General features: G+C 69.8%; 21 protein-coding genes. 8 read left to right on the top strand and 13 right to left on the bottom strand.

Features of this window, described 5'->3' with window-relative positions; translation table 11 throughout:
- Window positions 1–84 precede the first annotated feature (84 nt).
- The 3 genes from NLI01S_RS12735 to NLI01S_RS12725 all read left to right on the top strand — a co-directional run bounded on the left by NLI01S_RS12735 (window position 85) and on the right by NLI01S_RS12725 (window position 2,707).
- Window positions 85–1,266 (top strand): TadA family conjugal transfer-associated ATPase, encoded by a 1,182-nt coding sequence (locus NLI01S_RS12735; RefSeq protein WP_223809219.1) that lies wholly within the window; start codon window positions 85–87, stop codon window positions 1,264–1,266.
- Window positions 1,254–1,931, top strand: coding sequence for a type II secretion system F family protein (locus tag NLI01S_RS12730; RefSeq protein ID WP_067603956.1), 678 nt, complete (start codon window positions 1,254–1,256; stop codon window positions 1,929–1,931). Before NLI01S_RS12735 ends, NLI01S_RS12730 begins: the two co-directional genes overlap by 13 nt.
- A 74-nt stretch (window positions 1,932–2,005) precedes the next feature.
- Entirely contained in the window at window positions 2,006–2,707 is a 702-nt protein-coding gene (locus NLI01S_RS12725; RefSeq protein ID WP_067603993.1) for a type II secretion system F family protein, read from the top strand.
- Between the two features lie 147 nt (window positions 2,708–2,854).
- Here NLI01S_RS12725 and NLI01S_RS12720 read toward each other — a convergent pair whose 3' ends face one another.
- The 5 genes from NLI01S_RS12720 to NLI01S_RS12700 all read right to left on the bottom strand — a co-directional run bounded on the left by NLI01S_RS12720 (window position 2,855) and on the right by NLI01S_RS12700 (window position 7,047).
- Window positions 2,855–3,685, bottom strand: a complete 831-nt coding sequence (locus tag NLI01S_RS12720) for a hypothetical protein (RefSeq protein WP_157091024.1) — start codon at window positions 3,683–3,685, stop codon at window positions 2,855–2,857.
- Window positions 3,682–4,041, bottom strand: a complete 360-nt coding sequence (locus NLI01S_RS12715; protein WP_067603952.1) for an Rv3654c family TadE-like protein — start codon at window positions 4,039–4,041, stop codon at window positions 3,682–3,684. Before NLI01S_RS12715 ends, NLI01S_RS12720 begins: the two co-directional genes overlap by 4 nt.
- Window positions 4,038–4,394: a TadE family type IV pilus minor pilin gene (locus tag NLI01S_RS12710; protein WP_157091023.1), complete on the bottom strand. Its 357-nt coding sequence runs from the start codon at window positions 4,392–4,394 to the stop codon at window positions 4,038–4,040. Before NLI01S_RS12710 ends, NLI01S_RS12715 begins: the two co-directional genes overlap by 4 nt.
- Window positions 4,372–4,560 (bottom strand): DUF4244 domain-containing protein, encoded by a 189-nt coding sequence (locus NLI01S_RS12705; protein WP_067603948.1) that lies wholly within the window; start codon window positions 4,558–4,560, stop codon window positions 4,372–4,374. The genes NLI01S_RS12710 and NLI01S_RS12705 overlap by 23 nt, the downstream gene beginning before the upstream one ends.
- 183 nt (window positions 4,561–4,743) lie before the next feature.
- The gene (locus tag NLI01S_RS12700) at window positions 4,744–7,047 is read right to left on the bottom strand and encodes a DEAD/DEAH box helicase (RefSeq protein WP_190318454.1); all 2,304 of its coding nucleotides are present in this window, start codon (window positions 7,045–7,047) and stop codon (window positions 4,744–4,746) included.
- Window positions 7,048–7,281: 234 nt separating this feature from the next.
- Here NLI01S_RS12700 and NLI01S_RS12695 point away from each other — a divergent pair, with 234 nt between their 5' ends.
- Together NLI01S_RS12695 and NLI01S_RS12690 are read left to right on the top strand one after the other, a co-directional pair.
- On the top strand, window positions 7,282–7,629 hold the full coding sequence (locus tag NLI01S_RS12695) for an STAS domain-containing protein (RefSeq protein WP_067603943.1): 348 nt from the start codon (window positions 7,282–7,284) through the stop codon (window positions 7,627–7,629).
- A 13-nt stretch (window positions 7,630–7,642) separates the two neighbouring features.
- Window positions 7,643–8,197 carry an ATP-binding protein gene (locus NLI01S_RS12690; protein WP_067603941.1) on the top strand — a complete coding sequence of 185 codons (555 nt, stop codon included), beginning with the start codon at window positions 7,643–7,645 and terminating at the stop codon, window positions 8,195–8,197.
- A gap of 192 nt (window positions 8,198–8,389) precedes the next feature.
- On the opposite strand, the gene NLI01S_RS12685 is transcribed toward NLI01S_RS12690, so the two are convergent.
- The 3 genes from NLI01S_RS12685 to nth all read right to left on the bottom strand — a co-directional run bounded on the left by NLI01S_RS12685 (window position 8,390) and on the right by nth (window position 11,318).
- A complete protein-coding gene (locus tag NLI01S_RS12685; RefSeq protein WP_067603939.1) occupies window positions 8,390–9,568 on the bottom strand; it encodes a MarP family serine protease in 1,179 nt (392 codons plus the stop codon).
- Between the two features lie 24 nt (window positions 9,569–9,592).
- On the bottom strand, window positions 9,593–10,246 hold the full coding sequence (locus tag NLI01S_RS12680; protein ID WP_067603937.1) for an NUDIX hydrolase: 654 nt from the start codon (window positions 10,244–10,246) through the stop codon (window positions 9,593–9,595).
- Between the two features lie 328 nt (window positions 10,247–10,574).
- Window positions 10,575–11,318, bottom strand: coding sequence for an endonuclease III (gene nth, locus NLI01S_RS12675; RefSeq protein ID WP_190318453.1), 744 nt, complete (start codon window positions 11,316–11,318; stop codon window positions 10,575–10,577).
- A 277-nt stretch (window positions 11,319–11,595) separates the two neighbouring features.
- Here nth and NLI01S_RS12670 point away from each other — a divergent pair, with 277 nt between their 5' ends.
- On the top strand, window positions 11,596–12,279 hold the full coding sequence (locus tag NLI01S_RS12670) for a Crp/Fnr family transcriptional regulator (protein ID WP_014908639.1): 684 nt from the start codon (window positions 11,596–11,598) through the stop codon (window positions 12,277–12,279).
- A 143-nt stretch (window positions 12,280–12,422) separates the two neighbouring features.
- Here NLI01S_RS12670 and NLI01S_RS12665 read toward each other — a convergent pair whose 3' ends face one another.
- The 4 genes from NLI01S_RS12665 to NLI01S_RS12650 all read right to left on the bottom strand — a co-directional run bounded on the left by NLI01S_RS12665 (window position 12,423) and on the right by NLI01S_RS12650 (window position 14,950).
- Complete coding sequence (locus tag NLI01S_RS12665; RefSeq protein ID WP_067603935.1) at window positions 12,423–13,229, bottom strand: MBL fold metallo-hydrolase; 807 nt, start codon at window positions 13,227–13,229, stop codon at window positions 12,423–12,425.
- Window positions 13,230–13,393: 164 nt separating this feature from the next.
- Window positions 13,394–14,233 (bottom strand): NUDIX hydrolase, encoded by an 840-nt coding sequence (locus NLI01S_RS12660; RefSeq protein WP_067603933.1) that lies wholly within the window; start codon window positions 14,231–14,233, stop codon window positions 13,394–13,396.
- A gap of 79 nt (window positions 14,234–14,312) precedes the next feature.
- On the bottom strand, window positions 14,313–14,774 hold the full coding sequence (locus NLI01S_RS12655) for a RidA family protein (RefSeq protein ID WP_067603932.1): 462 nt from the start codon (window positions 14,772–14,774) through the stop codon (window positions 14,313–14,315).
- A gap of 2 nt (window positions 14,775–14,776) precedes the next feature.
- Window positions 14,777–14,950: a DUF4177 domain-containing protein gene (locus NLI01S_RS12650; RefSeq protein ID WP_157091022.1), complete on the bottom strand. Its 174-nt coding sequence runs from the start codon at window positions 14,948–14,950 to the stop codon at window positions 14,777–14,779.
- Between the two features lie 147 nt (window positions 14,951–15,097).
- On the opposite strand from NLI01S_RS12650, the gene NLI01S_RS12645 reads away from it, so the two are divergent.
- Together NLI01S_RS12645 and NLI01S_RS12640 are read left to right on the top strand one after the other, a co-directional pair.
- On the top strand, window positions 15,098–16,135 hold the full coding sequence (locus tag NLI01S_RS12645) for an ArsA-related P-loop ATPase (RefSeq protein ID WP_067603930.1): 1,038 nt from the start codon (window positions 15,098–15,100) through the stop codon (window positions 16,133–16,135).
- A 32-nt stretch (window positions 16,136–16,167) separates the two neighbouring features.
- Window positions 16,168–17,349, top strand: coding sequence for an ArsA family ATPase (locus NLI01S_RS12640; RefSeq protein ID WP_067603929.1), 1,182 nt, complete (start codon window positions 16,168–16,170; stop codon window positions 17,347–17,349).
- A 5-nt stretch (window positions 17,350–17,354) separates the two neighbouring features.
- Here the strand turns inward: NLI01S_RS12640 and NLI01S_RS12635 are convergent, their stop codons facing one another.
- A complete protein-coding gene (locus NLI01S_RS12635) occupies window positions 17,355–17,666 on the bottom strand; it encodes a WhiB family transcriptional regulator (RefSeq protein WP_067603927.1) in 312 nt (103 codons plus the stop codon).
- Between the last annotated feature and the right edge of the window lie 194 nt (window positions 17,667–17,860).

The raw sequence follows: 17,860 nt of genomic DNA, 5'->3' as shown, positions 1-17,860 counted from the left end.
ACCTCCGACGGCGGCGGGCCTTCGGGACCGACACCGGTTCCGCCACGCGGGAGCGGATCGGGACCGGATCCCGCGGGGAGCACCGTGGCGCCGGGGTCGATCTCCCCGGAGCAGCGCAAGGTCCTCCTGGAACGGGTCCGCAACCGCTTCGTGGCCAGTGGGTCTGCGATCACCCCCGCCAACGTGGCGACGGCCCTGCGCGCCGAGGGGACCCTGCTGGGCGGCACCGACATGCTCGAACTCACCCGGGCGCTGAGCGCCGACCTGTACGGGGCTGGTCCGTTGGAGGAACTGATGACCACCGACGTCACCGACATCCTCGTCAACGGCCCCGACCAGGTGTGGGTCGACACCGGTGAGGGGCTACGACGGGTCGGGCACGTGCGATTCGACTCGGCCGACGAGGTGCGTCGGCTCGCCCAACGGTTGGCGTTCCGCGCCGGCCGCCGGTTGGACGCGGCCTCCCCCTACGTGGACGCACGGTTGCCCGGTGGGGCGCGGCTCCACGCCGTGCTGCCACCGATAGCGGCGGAGAGCGCCTGTGTCTCACTGCGGATGCCACCGAACCGGGTCTTCGGCCTGCCCGCGCTGATCGAGTGTGGCACGTTGACCCCGTCCGGAGCCGAACTGCTCCGGGCCCTGATCACCCGACGGATTCCGTTCCTGATCAGCGGCGGCACCGGAACGGGCAAGACCACCTTGTTGTCGTGCCTGTTGTCCCTGGTGCCACCGGACGAACGGATCGTGTTGGCCGAGGACTCCCCCGAGCTGCGCCCCGACCACCCGCACGTGGTGCGGTTGCAGACGAGGCCGGCCAACATCGAGGGCAGCGGTGAGGTGTCCCTGGAGGCCCTGGTCCGTCAAGGGCTGCGGATGCGTCCGGACCGACTCGTGGTCGGCGAGGCCCGAGGGCCGGAGATCTTGTCCTTGCTGAGTGCTCTGAACACGGGCCACGAGGGTGGTGCCGGCACCCTCCACGCCAACGGGGCCGGTGAGGTACCCGCCCGAGTGGAGGCCATGGGCTGCGCCGCGGGGATGGAACGAGGCGCGGTGCACAGTCAGCTCGCAGCCACCGGGGTGCTCGTGCTGCATCTGATCCGGGATCGACGCGGGCGACGGCTGGCGGAGGTGCGGTCCCTGCGCCGTGAGGAGTCCGGTCTGGTCCGGGCCGAACCGGCGGTGGAGTTCACCCTCGAAGGTCACCGGATCGAACACGCGGGGGCGACGGAGCTGATCGAGCGGCTGGGGCCGGGGTGGCGACGTTGACCCTGCTGGTGGTCTGTTCGCTGACCGCGGCGCTGTTGTGGTCACTGCCCCGGACCGGCCGATTCCGGCTGGCCACGATCCTGCCCCGGTCCCGCTCTCGACGTTGGTCGCCACCCACGTTCCGGTCACCTCTGGCCGCCCGCCGGGTGGTGACCGAACGTCGGCGGGCCGTCATCACGCTCTGCCGGGTCATGGCCGCCGAACTCCGCGCCGGGCAGCCACCCGAACTCGCCCTTCGGGTGGCCGCGATCGAGGCCGGGCCACTCGTGGGAGAACCGGTCGACGCCGAGTCACTGCGTCGCGCGGCCGGCCGCGAGGAGGGGTTGTGGGAGTTGGCGTATCTGGCGGCGTGCTGGGAGGTCGCGTCGGAGACCGGGGCCGGACTGGCCGTCGTGGTGGACGACCTCGCGGCCAACCTGACCGAACAGGAGGAGCTGCGGGCCGAGGCGTCCGCCCGAACGGCCGGACCGAGGACCACCGCGGTGATGCTGAGCGGTCTTCCACTGGTGGGGCTGGCGATGTCGGCGGGCCTGGGCGGGGCCCCGTGGGAGTTCCTGTTCACCACACCGCCGGGCCTGCTGTGTCTGTGCGGTGGCCTGTCACTTGACCTCATCGGTGCTTGGTGGACCCTGCGGCTGGTGCGGGGCGCCGTGGACCGCCCATGAGCCGGGCGGGGGGCGTGACACGACCGGGGTCGATGGTGCCCACGGCGATCGAAGAAGGGGTGCGAGGGGTGGGGATGTTCTTCGAGGGACTGACGGTGGCGTGCGTGGTGGCCGCCGTATGGGTGCTGTTCCGTCCACGGCCGGACGAAGTACGGGAGGATCCACCACGCTGGTGGGGACGGCCGGCGGGGCCCGTGGTCCGGTTCGTGGCCTCGGCGATCGCGGTGGCGACCGTGACCGGACTGTTGGGGCCGTTCGCCGGGGCCGTCGTACTCGGCGGAACGCTCTGGTCGTGGTGGCGAGGGGCGCGAGCGCGGGTCGATCCGGACAGGCTCCCGAGCACCGCCGAGCTGCCGGTACTGATCGGTCTGATCGGTTCGGGCATCCGGGCCGGCGCGACCCTTCCCGCGTGTCTGGCCGCGGTGTCGGAGGCTGCCCGAGGTCCGTTGGGCGAGGAGTTGGCCGCCGTCTCCGAGCGGTTGCGGTTGGGCGCGGAACCGGACTCGGCCTGGCGTCGCTCGTCTCTGCCCGAGCCCTTGGTGGCGGTGGGGCGAGACCTGGCCCGGGCGGCCGACACGGGGGCACCGGTCGCCGACCTGCTCGACCGCCACGTGTCCGACCTGCGCCGGTCGCTGCGGGCCCGCGCCATGGCCCGCGTCGAGCGCTTGGGGGTACTGGTGGTGGCGCCGCTGGGCTTGTGCTTCCTGCCGGCGTTCGTCCTGATCGGTCTGGTACCCATGGCCGCGGAACTGCTGGGTTCGGCTCTGGTGCCCTGAGGCTCTGTCACACCGAGGATGGGGCTCCGGGAACGAAGGACGGTGCGTCGAGGACCATGACCGGTGGGTCTCGGCAGGTCCGAGCGCCCCGCGGGCCGATGCCCGGTTTCCCGTCACCGGGGGATCTCTCCCCCGGCCCGGCTCACGTCAGTGGATGTCGAGGTCATCGCTCAGGCGACGACGACCCAGGTAGAGCGGCGGAAATCGCGGCCAGCCCACGGCCAGGCGCAACCCGAGGGTGCCGGCCGCGAGCAGGAACAGCAGGGTGGTCGAAGTGACCCCGACGGCGCGCCCGAACGCGCTCGTGGCCGAGGCCTCCTCGAACGCGAGACCGTCCACGGAACCCGTCTCCTGAGGTTCCTCCACCTTTTTGCTCGGTGGTCGTTCACCGACGCCCTGGTCGTGGTCGACGGACGGGGTCGGACGCGTGGTCTCGGAGGCCCGACTCACCGTTCCGTTCTCCGTCGGCCGAGGCTCGGGGGACGGGGACGGGGCGACCACCGGAGCGGCGCTGTCCTCCTCCCTCTGCCCCGGTTCGGGCGTGGGTTCCGTTTCGGATCCGGCCTCGGGGCCCGCCGGCCCCGGATCGGGCACGGACGATGGTGCGGCCGATGGCTCGGACGTCGGTTCCGCCGGGGTCGGGGCCGGCGGATCGATGTCCTCGCCCGGATCCTCGAATTCGTCCGCGCGCTCCTTCGCGTCGTCCCCACCGGAGGCCTCGTCCTCCAGTACGGCGACACAGTCGGCGAGGGGCCCGAGGAAACCTGTGCCGGTATCCGCGTCAGCGTCGGTTTCGGCAACCGCGTCGGGTGCCTTCGCGTCCACGCCCGGGGACGTGCCTCGCCTGCTCGGCGGCTCGGGGAGCTCCAAGGCGGGGGTGGTCGGGGGCGCGGACGTGGGGCAGTGGGCGGCTCCATCGGTGGGCTGTGGGGGAACACAGAGTAGGAGAGCGCACAGAACAACGGAGTGAGCGGTCATTCCACCTCCTCGGTGGGGTCGTGGACGGGGCCGGCTCGGGCGACGGCCCGCAGGGTCACGGGGAGCAGGGACGAGGGCAGGACGGCCGTCACCGTGACCGTGTGGACGTCGAGCGCACAGTCGTCGAGGTCCGCGCCGTTGGCCGAGGCGGTCTCGACGGCCACCGCGCAGGCCGGCTCCTCCCCCTGATGGGCACGGGCCGCCGCCGCGAGCGCCGCCAGGTCGGCGGCGGCCCCCACCCGTTCGCGGTCCAGGACCAGCCCGGCGCCGGTCAGTAGCGCGTAGGTGAGGAACATCAGCACCAGGCACACGGAAACGCTCCCCGCGGTGCCGGCACCTACGTCGCCGCCCCTCATGGACCTGGTTCCAGGGGGACCGCGGCGCTGCCGTCGATCCCCACGGGCGGGGTGAGGGCGGGTCCGAGCCGGACCCGGGCCCGCACGGTGACGCGGGCCATGTCGTCGTCGTTGGTCAGGTCGATGTGGGCGCCGTTCGGAGCGGCTTTCAGCGCGAGGGCCCGGGCCCGTTCCGGTGGCTCGCCCCGGGCGAGCGCCCTGGCCCCGATCCGTGCCGCGTCGGCGCAGGAAAGCTGGGCGGCGGCCGCCGCGATCGCGCCGAGCGCGATACCGAGGACCAGCAGCAGTGCCGGAAGCACCATGGCCGTCTCCATCGTGGTGGAGCCGCGATCAGCGGTCGGAGCTGAGCGCATCGACGATGGTCGTGGTGAGGGCGGTCTGGACGGTGTCGCCGGTGAGGATGACGTAGAGGAGTCCGGCGAACGCCACCACCGCGAGGGTGCATATGGCGTATTCGGCCGTGGTCAGCCCTCGGTCGTCGAGACGGACGGGCATGGTCGAGCACGGGTAGGGGAACACGGGACCTCCCTGGGGACGGGGCGGACGAGGTTCCGCCCCATTTCCAGGTTGCGCGGTCCCGGTTCGTGATGGAAGTGACGATCCACAGCCTGTGGATAACTCCGCGCGCCACCCGAGGTCTGTTCCGGGACCGCCTCGGGAGCCCGGTGTCCGTCCCTGGTCGGAGATGCTTCCGGTGCCCGGTCAGTCGCCCTCTTCGGTGACCTCACCGAGGACCTCGTCCAGAAGCCGCAGCGCGCCGGACTTGCTCAACGGCTCGTTGCCCGTGCCGCACTTGGGCGACTGGACACAGGAGGGACACCCCTGTTCGCACTCGCAGTCCGCGATCACCGCCCGGGTCGCCGTGAGCCACTCTCGGGCGGCGGCGTGACCGCGTTCGGCGAAACCGGCACCGCCCTCGTAGCCGTCGTAGACGAACACCGTCAGGCGGCCGGTGTCGGAGTGCAGTGAGGTGGAGACGCCTCCGATGTCCCACCGGTCGCAGGTGGCCAACAGGGGCAGCATGCCGATGGAGGCGTGTTCGGCCGCGTGTGCGGCGCCGAGCAGGCCCACGTCCTCCTCGCGCAGCCGGTTCTCGCCCTCCTCGGTCAGCGTCCACCAGACCGCTCGGGTCTGGAGCGTGCGTTCGGGCATGTCGAGGGGCTGTTCGCCGAGGACCGAACCGGTGCGCACGTCGCGTTTGAGGAACCCCACCACCTGGCGGACCACCTCGACCTCGCCGAAGTGCACGCTCGCACCGCTCGGCCAGGTCTCCTGGCGCAGTACGGAACGGATGGTGATGTCCGTGGTGTCGCGCGCCCACGTGCTGTAGGGCGGCTCGGCGGTGTGCACCAGGGCCACGCCCTCGTCCAGATCGAGGTCGTCGACCAGGTGGGTGATCCCCTGATGGAGATAGACGGCACCGGGGTGAACGGTGCCGTGCGCGGCGGCCTCGTCGATCTCCCCGAGCAGTTGGCCGCTGCCCGTGTCGACGATCTGCACGGGTGGTCCCCCCGAACCGCGGATATCGGCGAGGTCACTGGCCCTCTCGTTGCTGGTCCAGAACCACCCCCGTGGGCGTTTTCTCAACAGCCCTCGCGCCACGAGTTCGTCGAGTCTGCCCGGCGTACTCTCTCCGAAGAGGTCGAAGTCGGCACGGGTGATCGGAAGCTCCTGGGCGGCCGCGCACAGGTGTGGACCGAGGATGTGCGGGTTTTCCGGGTCGAGGACGGTGGCCTCGACCGATCGTCCGAAAATGGCCTCGGGGTGGTGGGCCAGGTAGGTGTCGAGGGGATCGTCCCGGGCGATGAACACGGCCAGCGCGTCGTTGCCGCGCCGGCCCGCGCGCCCGGCCTGCTGCCACAGGGAGGCCAGCGTCCCCGGCCACCCGACGATGAGCACCGCGTCCAACCCGCTGATGTCCACCCCCAGTTCGAGGGCGTTAGTGCTCGCCAGACCCAGCAGCTCTCCCGAACGGAGTGCTTCTTCCAGGCGCCGCCGGTCATCGGCCAGGTACCCGCCCCGGTACGCCGCCACCCGTTCGGCCAGGTCGTGCTCGCCCTGCTCGGTGAGCATCCGCTGGGCGGACAACGCCACCACCTCCGCACCCTGCCGGGAACGCACGAAGACCAGGGTCCGCACCCGGTCCCGCACCAGGTCGACCAGCATCTCGGCGGCCTGGGAGGGTGCGGTACGACGGATCGGCGCGCCCTGCTCACCGGTGAGGTCGGTCATCTCCGGTTCCACCAGGGCCACGGACAGAGCCGGTCGTGGTGAGCCGTCCTCGGTGATCGCGGTCACCGGTACACCGGTCAGCCGAGTGGCGCTCTGCGCCGGGGACCCGGAAGTGGCCGAGGCCAGCACGAACACCGGTTCCGAACGGTAGCGGGCGCACACCCTGCGCAGACGCCGCAGGATCTGGGCGACGTGCGACCCGAAAACCCCGCGGTACCGGTGAGCCTCGTCGATCACCACGTAGCGGAGTCGCCGCAGGAAGCGGGCCCACGCGCCGTGCCTGGGGAGCATTCCGTGGTGCAACATGTCCGGGTTGGTGAGCACGTACCCGGCGTGCTCGCGTACCCAGGTGCGCTCTTCGGGGGAGGTGTCACCGTCATATACGGCCGCACGCATGCCGGGAAGCCCCAAGTCCGTAATCCATCGGAGTTGGTCCTGGGCGAGTGCCTTGGTGGGTGAGAGGTAGAGCACCGTTCCGCCCGCGTCGATCGCGTCCACGGCGGGCATAAGGAAGGCGAGCGACTTTCCCGAGGCGGTGCCCGTGGCTATGATCACATCGCGGCCCGAACGTGCGAGGTCCGCGGCTGCCGTCTGGTGGGACCACGGGTTCGTGATCCCCCGTTCGGCCAGCCGTTCGACCAGGTGGGGAGCTGTCCACTGCGGCCAGTCCCCGCTCACTCCCGCGTTCCGGGTCACATGCTCGATGTGGGTGACCTGCGGGTACCGGGTGTCGTCACGCCACACACCGGGGAGCACGGGCTCCGACCGCCTCATCGAGACCCCTCTCAGTGGACACGTTCACAGGGCACACGACCCTCCGGGCAAGGCTCGGGTACCGATGCGCATCGGTTTCAGTGTGACATCCGAGGGAAGAGTTGCGCGGGGTCACCGTTTTCCCGCCCCCAGGGCGGGCAGACACTCGGGATACCCGTGGTTGAATGCGTGCTGGTGGGGTAACGCCCGGCAGAGACCATTCGCGAGAATTCGCGGTTCGGCGCTGGAGGACTTGTGGACTTGAAGCTTGATCATTACACCGAGGGCGACACCGAGATCGTTGTCGTTGAGGGTGAGATCGATGTCTATACCGCGCCCCGACTTCGCGAGCTGCTCATAGACCTGGTGAACAAGGGCAACTTCTACCTCGTGGTCAACATGGAGAAGGTGGAGTTCCTGGACTCGACGGGACTCGGTGTGCTCGTGGGCGGGCTGAAGCGCGTCCGTGCTCACGACGGGACGCTGGACCTGGTGTGCACCCAGGAGCGGATCCTGAAGATCTTCCGGATCACCGGTCTGACCAAGGTGTTCGGCATCCACGACACGGTGCAGGAAGCCATCGACAAGCGCTCCGCGAAGTAGCCCAGAGCGAGCGATGGCAACCATCACGCTCACGATCAGCGCGCTCCCCGCTCACGTGCGCACGGCTCGGCTCATGGCCGCGACCGTCGCGCGGCGGGCGGGAATCGCCGCCTCCGCGATCGATGAGATCAGGCTGGCGGTCGGTGAGGCCTGCTCCCGGGCGGTGGCGGCTCACAAGCTGCACTGTCCGACACAGCCGATCCTGCTCCAGCTGATCGACGGGAGCGGAGCTGATCCGGTGTCGGAGTCCCGCACCGACACCACGAGCCGAGCAGCACGCGCCAACGGGAGCGCCACACGACGATTCGAGGTCGTGGTCTCCGATCGAGCCCCCTCCAAGGACTCGGACGAGACCTTCAAGCATGTCGAACCCCTACTCGACGGCCTTTTCCTCGATGGCGATGACACCCCTCCGGGGGGCATCTCCGGGTTCTCCCCCGGCCTCGGCCTTGCGGTGATCACCGGCCTCGCGGACGAGGTGAGCATCGAGCCGCAGGAACTGGGAACGGTGGTGCGCATGAGCTGGCCTCTGGGCACCGATCAAGCCCAGGATCCGAGCTCGAACTGAGGTTGTTCGGCGACCTGGTCTCCAAGGCCGGATCGACCGGACCGTCGAGATGAATACGACGAGGGGGCGCCTTCCCGGGCGGGAAGGCGCCCCCTTCGTGTTCACACTCGTCCGACCGCCCTGGTGGCCTCCGCCCGCCGGGACGCCCCGGAACCGGCCCGGGGCGGCGTTGTACGGCGCGCTGAGACCTGCTCAGTCACAGGTCTGGGACGAGACCTCGGAAGTGGCGGAAAGCCCTTCCTGGGCGTTCTCCGCGATCTCGTCGGCGGTCAGCACGTAACCGGTCTCGTCCTCGTTGGTGGCGGCCGCGAACACGACCCCGTAGACCGATCCGTCCGGGGCGAGCAGCGGGCCACCGGAGTTACCGGGACGCACCACCGCGCGAACCTGGTAGATCTCCCGGCTCACCTGCTGGGAGTGGTAGAAGTCCGACCCTTGCGCGGTCTGCTCGGCCCGGATACGCGCGGGCACCGCGGTGAAGCCACTGTTGCGCGGGAAGCCCGCGACGACCGCGTCGTCGCCCTGGTCCGCGTCGTGGTCGAATTCCAGCGGGTTCAGGTCCAGTCCGGGAACGTGCAGCACCGCCAGGTCCTGCTGGGCGTCGAACAGCACCAGGGTCGCGGGCAACTGGTGGCCGTCCCTGGTGACCACGCGCATGTCGTCGGTGACCCCGGCGACCACGTGCGCGTTGGTCATGATGCGGTCGTCCCCGTAGACGAACCCGGTCCCCTCCACGCGTCGCTGGCACGAGGGGGCCGTGCCCAGGACCTTGACCACGCTGCGGCTCGACTCGATGAGTTCGGGTGTGGTGAGGACGTCCGGGTCCGGCGGCTCCACCTCGGCGAGTTCCCCCGTGCCCAGACCACTGAAGACCTGCGGGAAGGCGCTCTGGTCCACCACCCGCCGGAAGGTGGAGAAGCCCTGGTGTGCGGCGTCGGGCATGAGCGTGTCCACCGATTGGAGGATCCGCGAGTCCCTGACCTGCTGTGAGACGTGTGGAAGCGCGGAGTTGGCGACCGTGCTGCCGATGAACCAGGCGACGAGCAGTACGGACAGGCCGCTGATGAGCGCACCACCCAGGGCGTCCACGACGCGCGCCGAATCCCAGGTGACCTTGTTACGCACCAGGGTGCCCAGGTAGGAGGCGAGGAACTGTCCGAGCGCGGCGGCCAGGAACACCACCGCGATCGCCAGCAACGCCTGTCGCCCCGGATCCTCGATCCAGTTCTGGATCGGTCCGGGTGCGGTCAGGGCGGCGATCACGCCTCCGCCGATGAAACCGACGAAGCTGAACACCCCGACGATGAATCCTTGTCGGTAGCCGGTCACCGCGAACAGCAGCAACAGGACGACCAGAACCGCGTCGAGCACGGTTGTCCTCCAAAAGGTGAGCGGTTAACCGACCGGACGCAGACCCTGCGGGGTGGCTTCGAACTCGTCTGTGAGACCCCGGACGCGCCACGGAAGTTCCCATCCACCGAGCACGAGAAGCTCGTCGATGATCTTTCCGGTGAAGCCCCACACGAGCATGCCGTCGACCCGGAAACCCGGGCCCCACATCGATCCGTCGCCGTAGCGCACCTTGACCCGGTTGGCCGGATCGGCCAGGTCGGCGATGGGGACGCGGGAGACCGCGGCGACCTCGTCGATGTCCGCCGCTCGCACCTCGGAGGGCTCGCGCCACCAACCGAGCACGGGGGCGACACGGAAGTCGCTGAAGCTCAGGTAGAGCTCGGGCAGTCGGCCCACCACGTCGATCCCGGCCGGGATCGCCCCGGTCTCCTCCTCGGCCTCGCGCAGGGCGGCGGCCTCGGGTGAGGGGTCGGTGAGTTCGATCCGGCCACCGGGGAAGGCCGGTTGGCCGGCGTGCCGGCGAAGGCCGGCCTTTCGCTGGATGAGCAGCAGGTCGGGTCCGCGGTCGGTCTCACCGAACAGGATGAGGACCGCCGATTCCCGGCCGCCTCGCGCCGGCGGGCGCATGGGTTCGGGCACCGGCATGGTCCGGGCGGCGTCCGCGAGGGCGGACAGCCAGAGCGGGGTCGAGTTCATGAAGGAACCTGTTCCGGGGTCAACGCGCCGTCGTCTTTGGCCAGGGTGTGGACGTCTCGCGGGACACGCGTCGCGCGAGATCGTCCGGGAGGTTCACCCGGGTGGTTCCCAACCGGTCATCTGATGGTGGGAGCTCTCGTGTTCCGCCACGGTGTCGAAGTCCGCCGGAGCACGTGGTCGGGCCCGAGCCAGGCCCGTCTCGGGGGCAGATGTGTGCGCACTCACGTGATCAGGGTACAAACTGCCGCCGGGTGCTTCCCGGGGACCGGCCCTCACCTGTGCGATGGGGCGGTCTCCGGTCGGTTCCGGGAACGTTCCCGGAACCGGCTCATGCGAACGAACGCATGCGCAACAGCTTCTCGGCGGTCGGCGGATCGGTGGGTCCCTCCCCGAAGGACGGGCACCAGTGCGCCACCACGCAGGCTCCACAGGCCGGGCGGCGCGCGTGGCAGACCCGTCGGCCATGCCAGACCACTCGGTGGGACAGCATCGTCCAGTCCTTGCGTGGGAAGAGCTCGCCGATCGCGTGCTCGACCTTGACCGGGTCCTCTTCCTCGGTCCACCCGAACCGTCGGACGAGTCGTCCGAAATGGGTGTCGACCGTGATACCCGGCACATCGAAGGCGTTACCGAGCAGTACGTTTGCGGTTTTTCGTCCCACACCGGGTAGTTTGACCAGGTCTGTGAGGTTTCCCGGAACCTCACCGCCGTGCCGTTCGCACAAGGCCTGACCCAAACCGATCAGGCTGTTGGCCTTGGCCCGGAAGAACCCCGTGGAACGGATCATCTCCTCCAGCTCCTCACGCCCGGCCGATGCGTAGGCCTCGGCGTCGGGATAGCGCGCGAAGAGCGCCGGAGTGACCTGGTTGACCCTCTTGTCGGTGCACTGCGCCGACAGGATCGTCGCGACCAGAAGCTCCAAAGGAGTGGTGAAGTTCAGTTCGGCGTGGGCGTCCGGATAGAGCTCGGAGAGCTCCCGGTACATCTTCCGTGCGCGTCGGACCAGCGCCAACCGGCTCTCACCGGTGGGCGTGGGCTCCTCCGCGAGTGCGTCAGGGGTGTCACGAGGCATCGTCACAGGGTAGGCGTCCTCCCGCGAGGGTAGGCCCGGATCGCTGGAACGGACGACGCGTCGGCGTTTCGGTCCGTGATCGGGATTTTGTGACCAATGTCCCGGTCATGCGGCGCGGATCGCCTTGGGACAGGCGGATGGCGACTAGGATCGTATGGGCTGACGTCGGCTGTTGTGGGCGCGTTGTCTTCCGGCGGACAAGCCGAGGTAACGGCCTGGTTTCCCACCGGGTTGCGATATACGTCACACTGTTGACGGTCAGGTTTTAGGAGGACGTGTGGACGAGATCAACGAGGTGCTCCGTAAGGCTCCTCTGTTCGAGGCGCTGGACGAGGAGGACACGGCCGCACTCCGCTCCTCGGTGAACGAGGTGCGTCTCGGCCGCGGTCAGACCCTGTTCAACGAAGGTGACGAGGGCGACCGCCTGTACGTCATCCTCAGCGGGAAGGTGAAGTTGACCCGCACGGCCGTCGACGGCCGCGAGAACCTGCTGGGCGTGCTCGGCCCCAGCGAGATGTTCGGTGAGCTCTCGCTGTTCGACCCGCGCCCGCGCACCGCGAGCGCCGTGGCCGTCACCGACTCCGTGCTCGCCGGGCTCGGCCACGACGACCTGCGGCCGTTCCTGTCCAGCCGCCCCCAGGTGGGTCTGCAGCTGCTGAAGTCGCTGGCCGCCCGACTGCGCCGCACCAACGACGTGATGGCCGACCTGGTCTTCACCGACGTGCCCGGCCGTGTGGCCAAGGCCCTGCTCGAACTCGCCGACAAGTTCGGCAAGGAGGGCGACGACGGCCTGCACGTCCACCACGACCTCACCCAGGAGGAGCTCGCCCAGCTGGTCGGCGCCTCCCGTGAGACGGTCAACAAGGCGCTCGCCGAGTTCGCCCTGCGCGGTTGGCTGCGAATCGAGGCCAAGGCCGTGGTGCTGCTCGACGTCGAGCGGATGCGCCGCCGCGCCCGCTAGCGGGATCGAGCACCCGATGACGCTGTGCGGCCGTCGCCCTTCGGGGTGACGGCCGCAGCGCTTTTCGGGGGTGGCGGTGTTCAGGGGGTGTCCGGTGGTCACCGGACACCGTGGCGTGAGGGTGCCCGGTTCGCGGACCCGGATCAGTCCTCGATCTCCTCGGGGAGTTCGCCCTTGACCGCCAGGTAGCGCAGTTGCGCCCGCACAGAGGAGGCCGCGGCCGGACGGATGCTCTCCACGACGTCCGGGTAGACCCTGTCGATGATCTCCTCCACCTTGGTGGACCCGGCCCGTACCGCGCCACGGATCTGTTCCAGGCGCGACTCACGGTGATCGATGTAGGAGTCGATGACCGCCAGCGGGGAGGTCAGGATCGGCCCGTGTCCCGGCAACAGCGTCCGGACCTGGTATTCCCTGACCAGGTCGCGCAGGCGGTACATCGATTCCATGTAGGGAGCCAGGCCGTCGTCCCCGTCGATCACGGGGGTCCCGTGTCCCAGGATGGTGTCGCCGGTGAGCATCGCGCCGTCCGACTCCAGCAGGAAGCAGACCGAGTCGTCGGTGTGCCCGGGGGTGGCGATGACCCGGAGTTCCAGACCGTCGGCGCTGAGCACCTGACCGTCCTCGAACCCGGACCCGCCCAAGCGCATCTTCGGGTCGACCGCGTGCACGGGGGCACCGGTCAGCTCGGCGAAGTACCGCGAACCCTCGGTGTGGTCGAAGTGCCGGTGGGTCAGCAGGGTCATCTGTACCTGGGCACCCTGTTCCTGCACCGTCCGGGCCACCCGTTCCAGGTGCCGCTCGTCGTGCGGGCCGGGGTCGACGACCACGACCCCCCGCGCTCCCGGTTCACGCAGGATCCAGGTGTTGGTCCCCTCCAGGGTCATCGGGCCAGGGTTGGGGCACAGCACGCAACCGGCGCGCAGCGTCCCGGAACCGTCGATCCTCATCGCACCTCGCTTCGCTCGCAGGAACCGGACCGGTCTGAAGGACGGCCAAGGAACCATGGTGGGATACCTGTCCGCGACCGGGCGTCCCCTACCGTCGAACGGCTCCACCGTGTCCGGCACACCGCCGGAGGGCCCCACGGTGTCGGCCTCAGGGCGCCGTGCCCTCAGGTCCTCGTGTTCGGTTTCGGCAACGGGAAGTCCGTGCCGTCCGGAGCGACCACACGGAGATGTCCGTCCATCTCCCGAACCTCCGGTTCGAGGGGAACGATATCCCGTTGGGCGTCTCGTACGCCTTCGAGGGTCCGATGGCCCGCCAGCTCCGCGCAAGCGATGACGGTGGGCGGCAGCATCGGCATCCGCCCCGCGTCCCATTCCGGGGCCACCACCGCGGGGTCGACCCACTGGGTGTGGTCGGCCTCCCCGCCCACGTCACGGGGTCGCTGCCCCGGGGGTAGTTCGGCGGTGAAGAACCAGGTGTCGTAGCGGCGCGGTTCCCGTGCGGGCGTGATCCACCTCGACCAGGCGCGCAACCACTCCGAACGCAGCACCAGGCCGCGCCGGGACAGCACCTCGGTGAACGAACGCGAGCGGTCGATGAGGCCGAGCCGGTCCCGTTCCCATTCGTCGGTGTCGGTGTCCAGGGTGATGGCCGTGTCACTCGCGTGCTCCGGTTCACTGGCCAACAGCACGCCGGTCTCCTCGAAGGTCTCGCGGACCGCGGCACAAACGAGGGCCCGGGCCATGGGCACGTCGACGCCGAGGATCCTGGACCACTCCTCGGGTGCCGGACCGGTCCACGGCAGGTCACCGTCGGCGTCACGCTCGTCGACCCTTCCTCCCGGGAACACGTAGGCACCCGGGGCGAAGCCCATGGAGGGAACCCTGCGCATCAGCAGGACCTCCATGGGCCGCCCTCCCGAGGCGCCCGCGGCATCCGTCACCGGACGCAACAGCATCACGGTGGCGGCGGGACGAGGCCGGACCACACCCTCGTTCTCGGTCATCGGAGCACTCCTGTCGTTCGCAAAAGCCACACCGTGCCCGCGCTACCCACCGGGAGCCGTCGGGGCGTCCTCGGGTCGGTCAACGGACCTCGACGATCATGTCGACCTCGACCGGGGAGTCCAGCGGCAGGGCCGCCACTCCGACGGCCGCGCGAGCGTGCACACCGGCCTCGCCGAAGATCTGGCCGAGCAGATCGCTGGCCCCGTTGATCACGCCGGGGTGACCGGTGAAGTCGGGAGCACTGGCGACGAAACCGCCGACCTTCACGACCCGCACGACCTTGGACAGGTCACCGATCTCCGCGCGCACCGCGGCGATGCCGTTGAGCACGCACACGGCGGCCAGCTCCTGCGCGGTCCGAGCGTCGACCTCGGCGCCGACCTTGCCGGTGGCGGGCAGCTTCCCGTCCACGAAGGGGAGCTGACCGGAGACGTACACGTGGTCACCGCTGAGGACGGTGGGCACGTACGAGGCGACCGGAGGCACCACCTCGGGCAAGGTGAGCCCCAGCTCGGCGATCCGCTCTTCGGGGGTGGCCATCGTTACTTCGCCCGCTTCATGTAAGCGACGTACTGCTGGTTGCGCGGGTCGGCGCCCTCGGGCAGCGGCGCGGGGACGACGCTGACGAGTTCCCAGCCGTCATCGCCCCAGCCGTCGAGGATCTGCTTGGTGGCGTGCGACAGCAGCGCGACGCTCTGGTACTCCCACTTGGTCATCTGGTCTCTACCCCTCTCGGTGACCGGCGGCCCGAAGGACCGCACCTCAACGCCGCCACCTTACTCACCCCGGCCCGTCCGGCGGACCAGGTGAACCGCCCACCCACCACCCATCCTCGAAGAGGGGGCCCACATAGACTCCGTGGGGTGAACGAACGTGAACACGGACCGCGTGGCGGTGGCCCAGGAGAAGCGTTCGCCGGCGCTCGGTTGCACATCGTGACGGGTAAGGGCGGCACCGGTAAGACGACGGCGGCGACCGCGTTGGCGTTGGCCCTGGCGACCGGCGGTGGTCGGGTGCTGCTGATGGAGGTGGAGGGCCGGCAGGGGGTGGCCTCCCTGCTCGGGAGCGCGCCCCTCCCCTACGAGGAACGCGTGATGCTGTCCGCGCCCGGCGGTGGTTCGGTCTCGGTGTTGGCGGCGGACGCGGAGGCGGCGCTGCTGGAATACCTGGAGATGTTCTACGGGATGCGCCGGGCGGGCCAGGCCCTCACGAAACTGGGCGCGGTGGACTTCGCGACCACCATCGCCCCCGGGCTGCGGGACGTGTTGCTGACCGGGAAGGCCACCGAGGCGGTCCGGCGCCGCGAGGGCGGACGTCGTTCCCCCGGCGGCCCGCACCAGTACGACGCGGTGGTCATGGACGCACCGCCCACGGGTCGCATCGGCCGGTTCCTGAACGTGAACTCCGAGGTGGCGGGGCTCGCCCGGATGGGACCGATCCACGAACACGCCGAACGCGCCATGTCGGTGATCCGTTCGGATCAGGCCAGGGTGCACTTCGTGACCCTGTTGGAGGAGATGCCCGCCCAGGAGACCCGGGACGGGATCGCCGAGGTCGAGGCCCTGGGCCTGCGGCCGGGCGCCGTCCTGGTGAACATGGTCGGCCCGAGGTTGCTGGAGGGGGTCGAACTGACCGCCGCGGCCATCGGCGAGCTGGACGAGGTGGCTCTCATCGACGGGCTGAGGGTCGTGGGGGCGACCGACCCGACGGGGCTGGCCGCCGACCTCGCCGGGGAGGTTCGGTCCTACGCGCTTCGGCACCTGCTGGAACTGCGGGTACGGGGTGAGTTGGAGGACGTTGGGCGCCCCTTGGTGGAACTGCCCCGGCTGGAGGGTGGGATGGACCGGGCGGCACTGACCGGGTTGGCTCGGCGGCTGAGCGAGCAGGGGGTGCGCAAGTGACCGGTGGAGCGCGCAGGGCCGACCCGAAGCCGATGGACGTGGACGCGCTGATCGACGATCCCGGAACGAAGATCGTGGTGTGCTGCGGCGCCGGTGGCGTGGGCAAGACCACCACGGCCGCGGCACTGGCTCTGCGCGCGGCCGAACGGGGTCGGCGCACGGTGGTGATCACCGTGGACCCGGCCCGGCGCCTGGCCCAGTCCATGGGGCTGGAGGAGCTGGACAACACCCCGCGTCCGGTTCCGTTGCCGCGGCCCGTCACGGCCGGCGGCGGTTCCCGGGACGGCCAGGCAGCACGGGTCTCCGGCGACGGGCAGGACGGGCAGGACGGGCAGGGCAGTCTGCACGCGATGATGCTCGACATGAAGCGGACCTTCGACGAGGTCGTGCGGGAGCACGCCGACCCGGAACGGGCCCGCCAGATCCTGGCGAACCCCTTCTACCAGACCCTCTCCACGAGTTTCTCCGGCACGCAGGAGTACATGGCGATGGAGAAGCTGGGCCAACTGCGCCAGTCCGGCGAGTGGGACCTGATCGTCGTGGACACCCCGCCGAGCCGCTCGGCCCTGGACTTCCTGGACGCGCCCAAGCGTCTCGGCCGGTTCCTGGACGGCAGGCTCATCCGCTTCCTCGGCCCGGCCGGTTCGGGCACCTTCCGGTTGTTGGGCGCGGGGATGAACATGGTGGGCTCGGTGGTGGGCAAGATCGTGGGCACCCGGTTCCTGAACGACCTGAGATCCTTCGTCGCCGCCTTCGACACGGTGTTCGGCGGGTTCCAGGAGCGCGCCGAACGCACCTACCGGTTGCTGCGCGCCCCGGGGACCGCGTTCGTGGTGGTCGCCGTGCCCGACTCCGACGCCATGCGCGAGGCCTCCTTCTTCGTGAAGCGACTCGCCGAGGACGCGATGCCCTTGGCGGGATTGGTCGTGAACCGCACCCATCCACTGCCCACGGGCCCCGGAGCCGATCTGAGCGCGGAGTGGGCCTCGACGGCGGCCGACACCCTGGCGGACACCCATCCGTTGGCCGTGGCGGCGTTGCGGTCGCACGCCGAACGTGTACGCAGGCGCGAGCGGGAACTATGGCTGCTCGAACGGATGACGTCCACGCATCCCGATACACGGGTGACGGAGGTGGCCGCCCGTCCGGAGGACGTGCACGACCTGGTGGGGCTGCGGGAGATCGGATCGGCTCTGGCGGGGGACGAACGGTAGGTGCCTCAGGCGCTCTGTCGTGTCCTCGCGTAGTGGGCCAGGTCGCCGGAGCCATCGCGGCGGGCGCCCTCCAACAACGGCCCCCAGTCACTGACACCGGGATGCTTTCGAAGTAGGGAACGACGTTCTCGTTCGGTCATCCCGCCCCAGACCCCGAACTCGATCCGGTTGTCGAGGGCGTCCGCCAAGCACTCGGTGCGCACGGGACAGCCCTGGCAAATGGTCTTCACCTGGTTCTGCGCCGCTCCCGGCACGAACAACGTGTCAGGATCGATTCGTCGGCACAGAGCCCGTGTCGTCCATTGATCGGTCCACATGTGGCCCACTTCCCAGACGTGTGATGGGTCTCGTGGTCACGGGTGGTCGATGTGCTCTGGTTGAGTGGAGGGGAGCACGGTGGCCTCCCGTCACCGGACGGGGTGGGTGACATCCTCGATGGCACCGCACCCCCACATCTCGAAAGTACGGTTCGGATCGCCGCGCCAACAGAACCCGGTCGACCCACATTCCA

This window comes from Nocardiopsis listeri NBRC 13360, assembly GCF_001570765.1.
GTDB lineage: Bacteria > Actinomycetota > Actinomycetes > Streptosporangiales > Streptosporangiaceae > Nocardiopsis > Nocardiopsis listeri.
The sequence above is the reverse complement of the archived record's forward strand: the minus strand, read 5'-3'. Positions and strand labels throughout refer to the sequence as shown.

Bases quoted from the DNA above. Each gene is read 5' to 3' on its own strand.
- NLI01S_RS12725 (WP_067603993.1), top strand. From the start codon at position 2,006: ATGTTCTTCGAGGGACTGACGGTGGCGTGCGTGGTGGCCGCCGTATGG.
- NLI01S_RS12720 (WP_157091024.1), bottom strand. From the start codon at position 3,685: ATGACCGCTCACTCCGTTGTTCTGTGCGCTCTCCTACTCTGTGTTCCC.
- NLI01S_RS12715 (WP_067603952.1), bottom strand. From the start codon at position 4,041: ATGAGGGGCGGCGACGTAGGTGCCGGCACCGCGGGGAGCGTTTCCGTG.
- NLI01S_RS12710 (WP_157091023.1), bottom strand. From the start codon at position 4,394: ATGCGCTCAGCTCCGACCGCTGATCGCGGCTCCACCACGATGGAGACG.
- NLI01S_RS12700 (WP_190318454.1), bottom strand. From the start codon at position 7,047: ATGAGGCGGTCGGAGCCCGTGCTCCCCGGTGTGTGGCGTGACGACACC.
- NLI01S_RS12690 (WP_067603941.1), top strand. From the start codon at position 7,643: ATGGCAACCATCACGCTCACGATCAGCGCGCTCCCCGCTCACGTGCGC.
- NLI01S_RS12680 (WP_067603937.1), bottom strand. From the start codon at position 10,246: ATGAACTCGACCCCGCTCTGGCTGTCCGCCCTCGCGGACGCCGCCCGG.
- nth (WP_190318453.1), bottom strand. From the start codon at position 11,318: ATGCCTCGTGACACCCCTGACGCACTCGCGGAGGAGCCCACGCCCACC.
- NLI01S_RS12665 (WP_067603935.1), bottom strand. From the start codon at position 13,229: ATGAGGATCGACGGTTCCGGGACGCTGCGCGCCGGTTGCGTGCTGTGC.
- NLI01S_RS12660 (WP_067603933.1), bottom strand. From the start codon at position 14,233: ATGACCGAGAACGAGGGTGTGGTCCGGCCTCGTCCCGCCGCCACCGTG.
- NLI01S_RS12655 (WP_067603932.1), bottom strand. From the start codon at position 14,774: ATGGCCACCCCCGAAGAGCGGATCGCCGAGCTGGGGCTCACCTTGCCC.
- NLI01S_RS12650 (WP_157091022.1), bottom strand. From the start codon at position 14,950: ATGACCAAGTGGGAGTACCAGAGCGTCGCGCTGCTGTCGCACGCCACC.
- NLI01S_RS12640 (WP_067603929.1), top strand. From the start codon at position 16,168: ATGGACGTGGACGCGCTGATCGACGATCCCGGAACGAAGATCGTGGTG.
- NLI01S_RS12635 (WP_067603927.1), bottom strand. From the start codon at position 17,666: ATGTGGACCGATCAATGGACGACACGGGCTCTGTGCCGACGAATCGAT.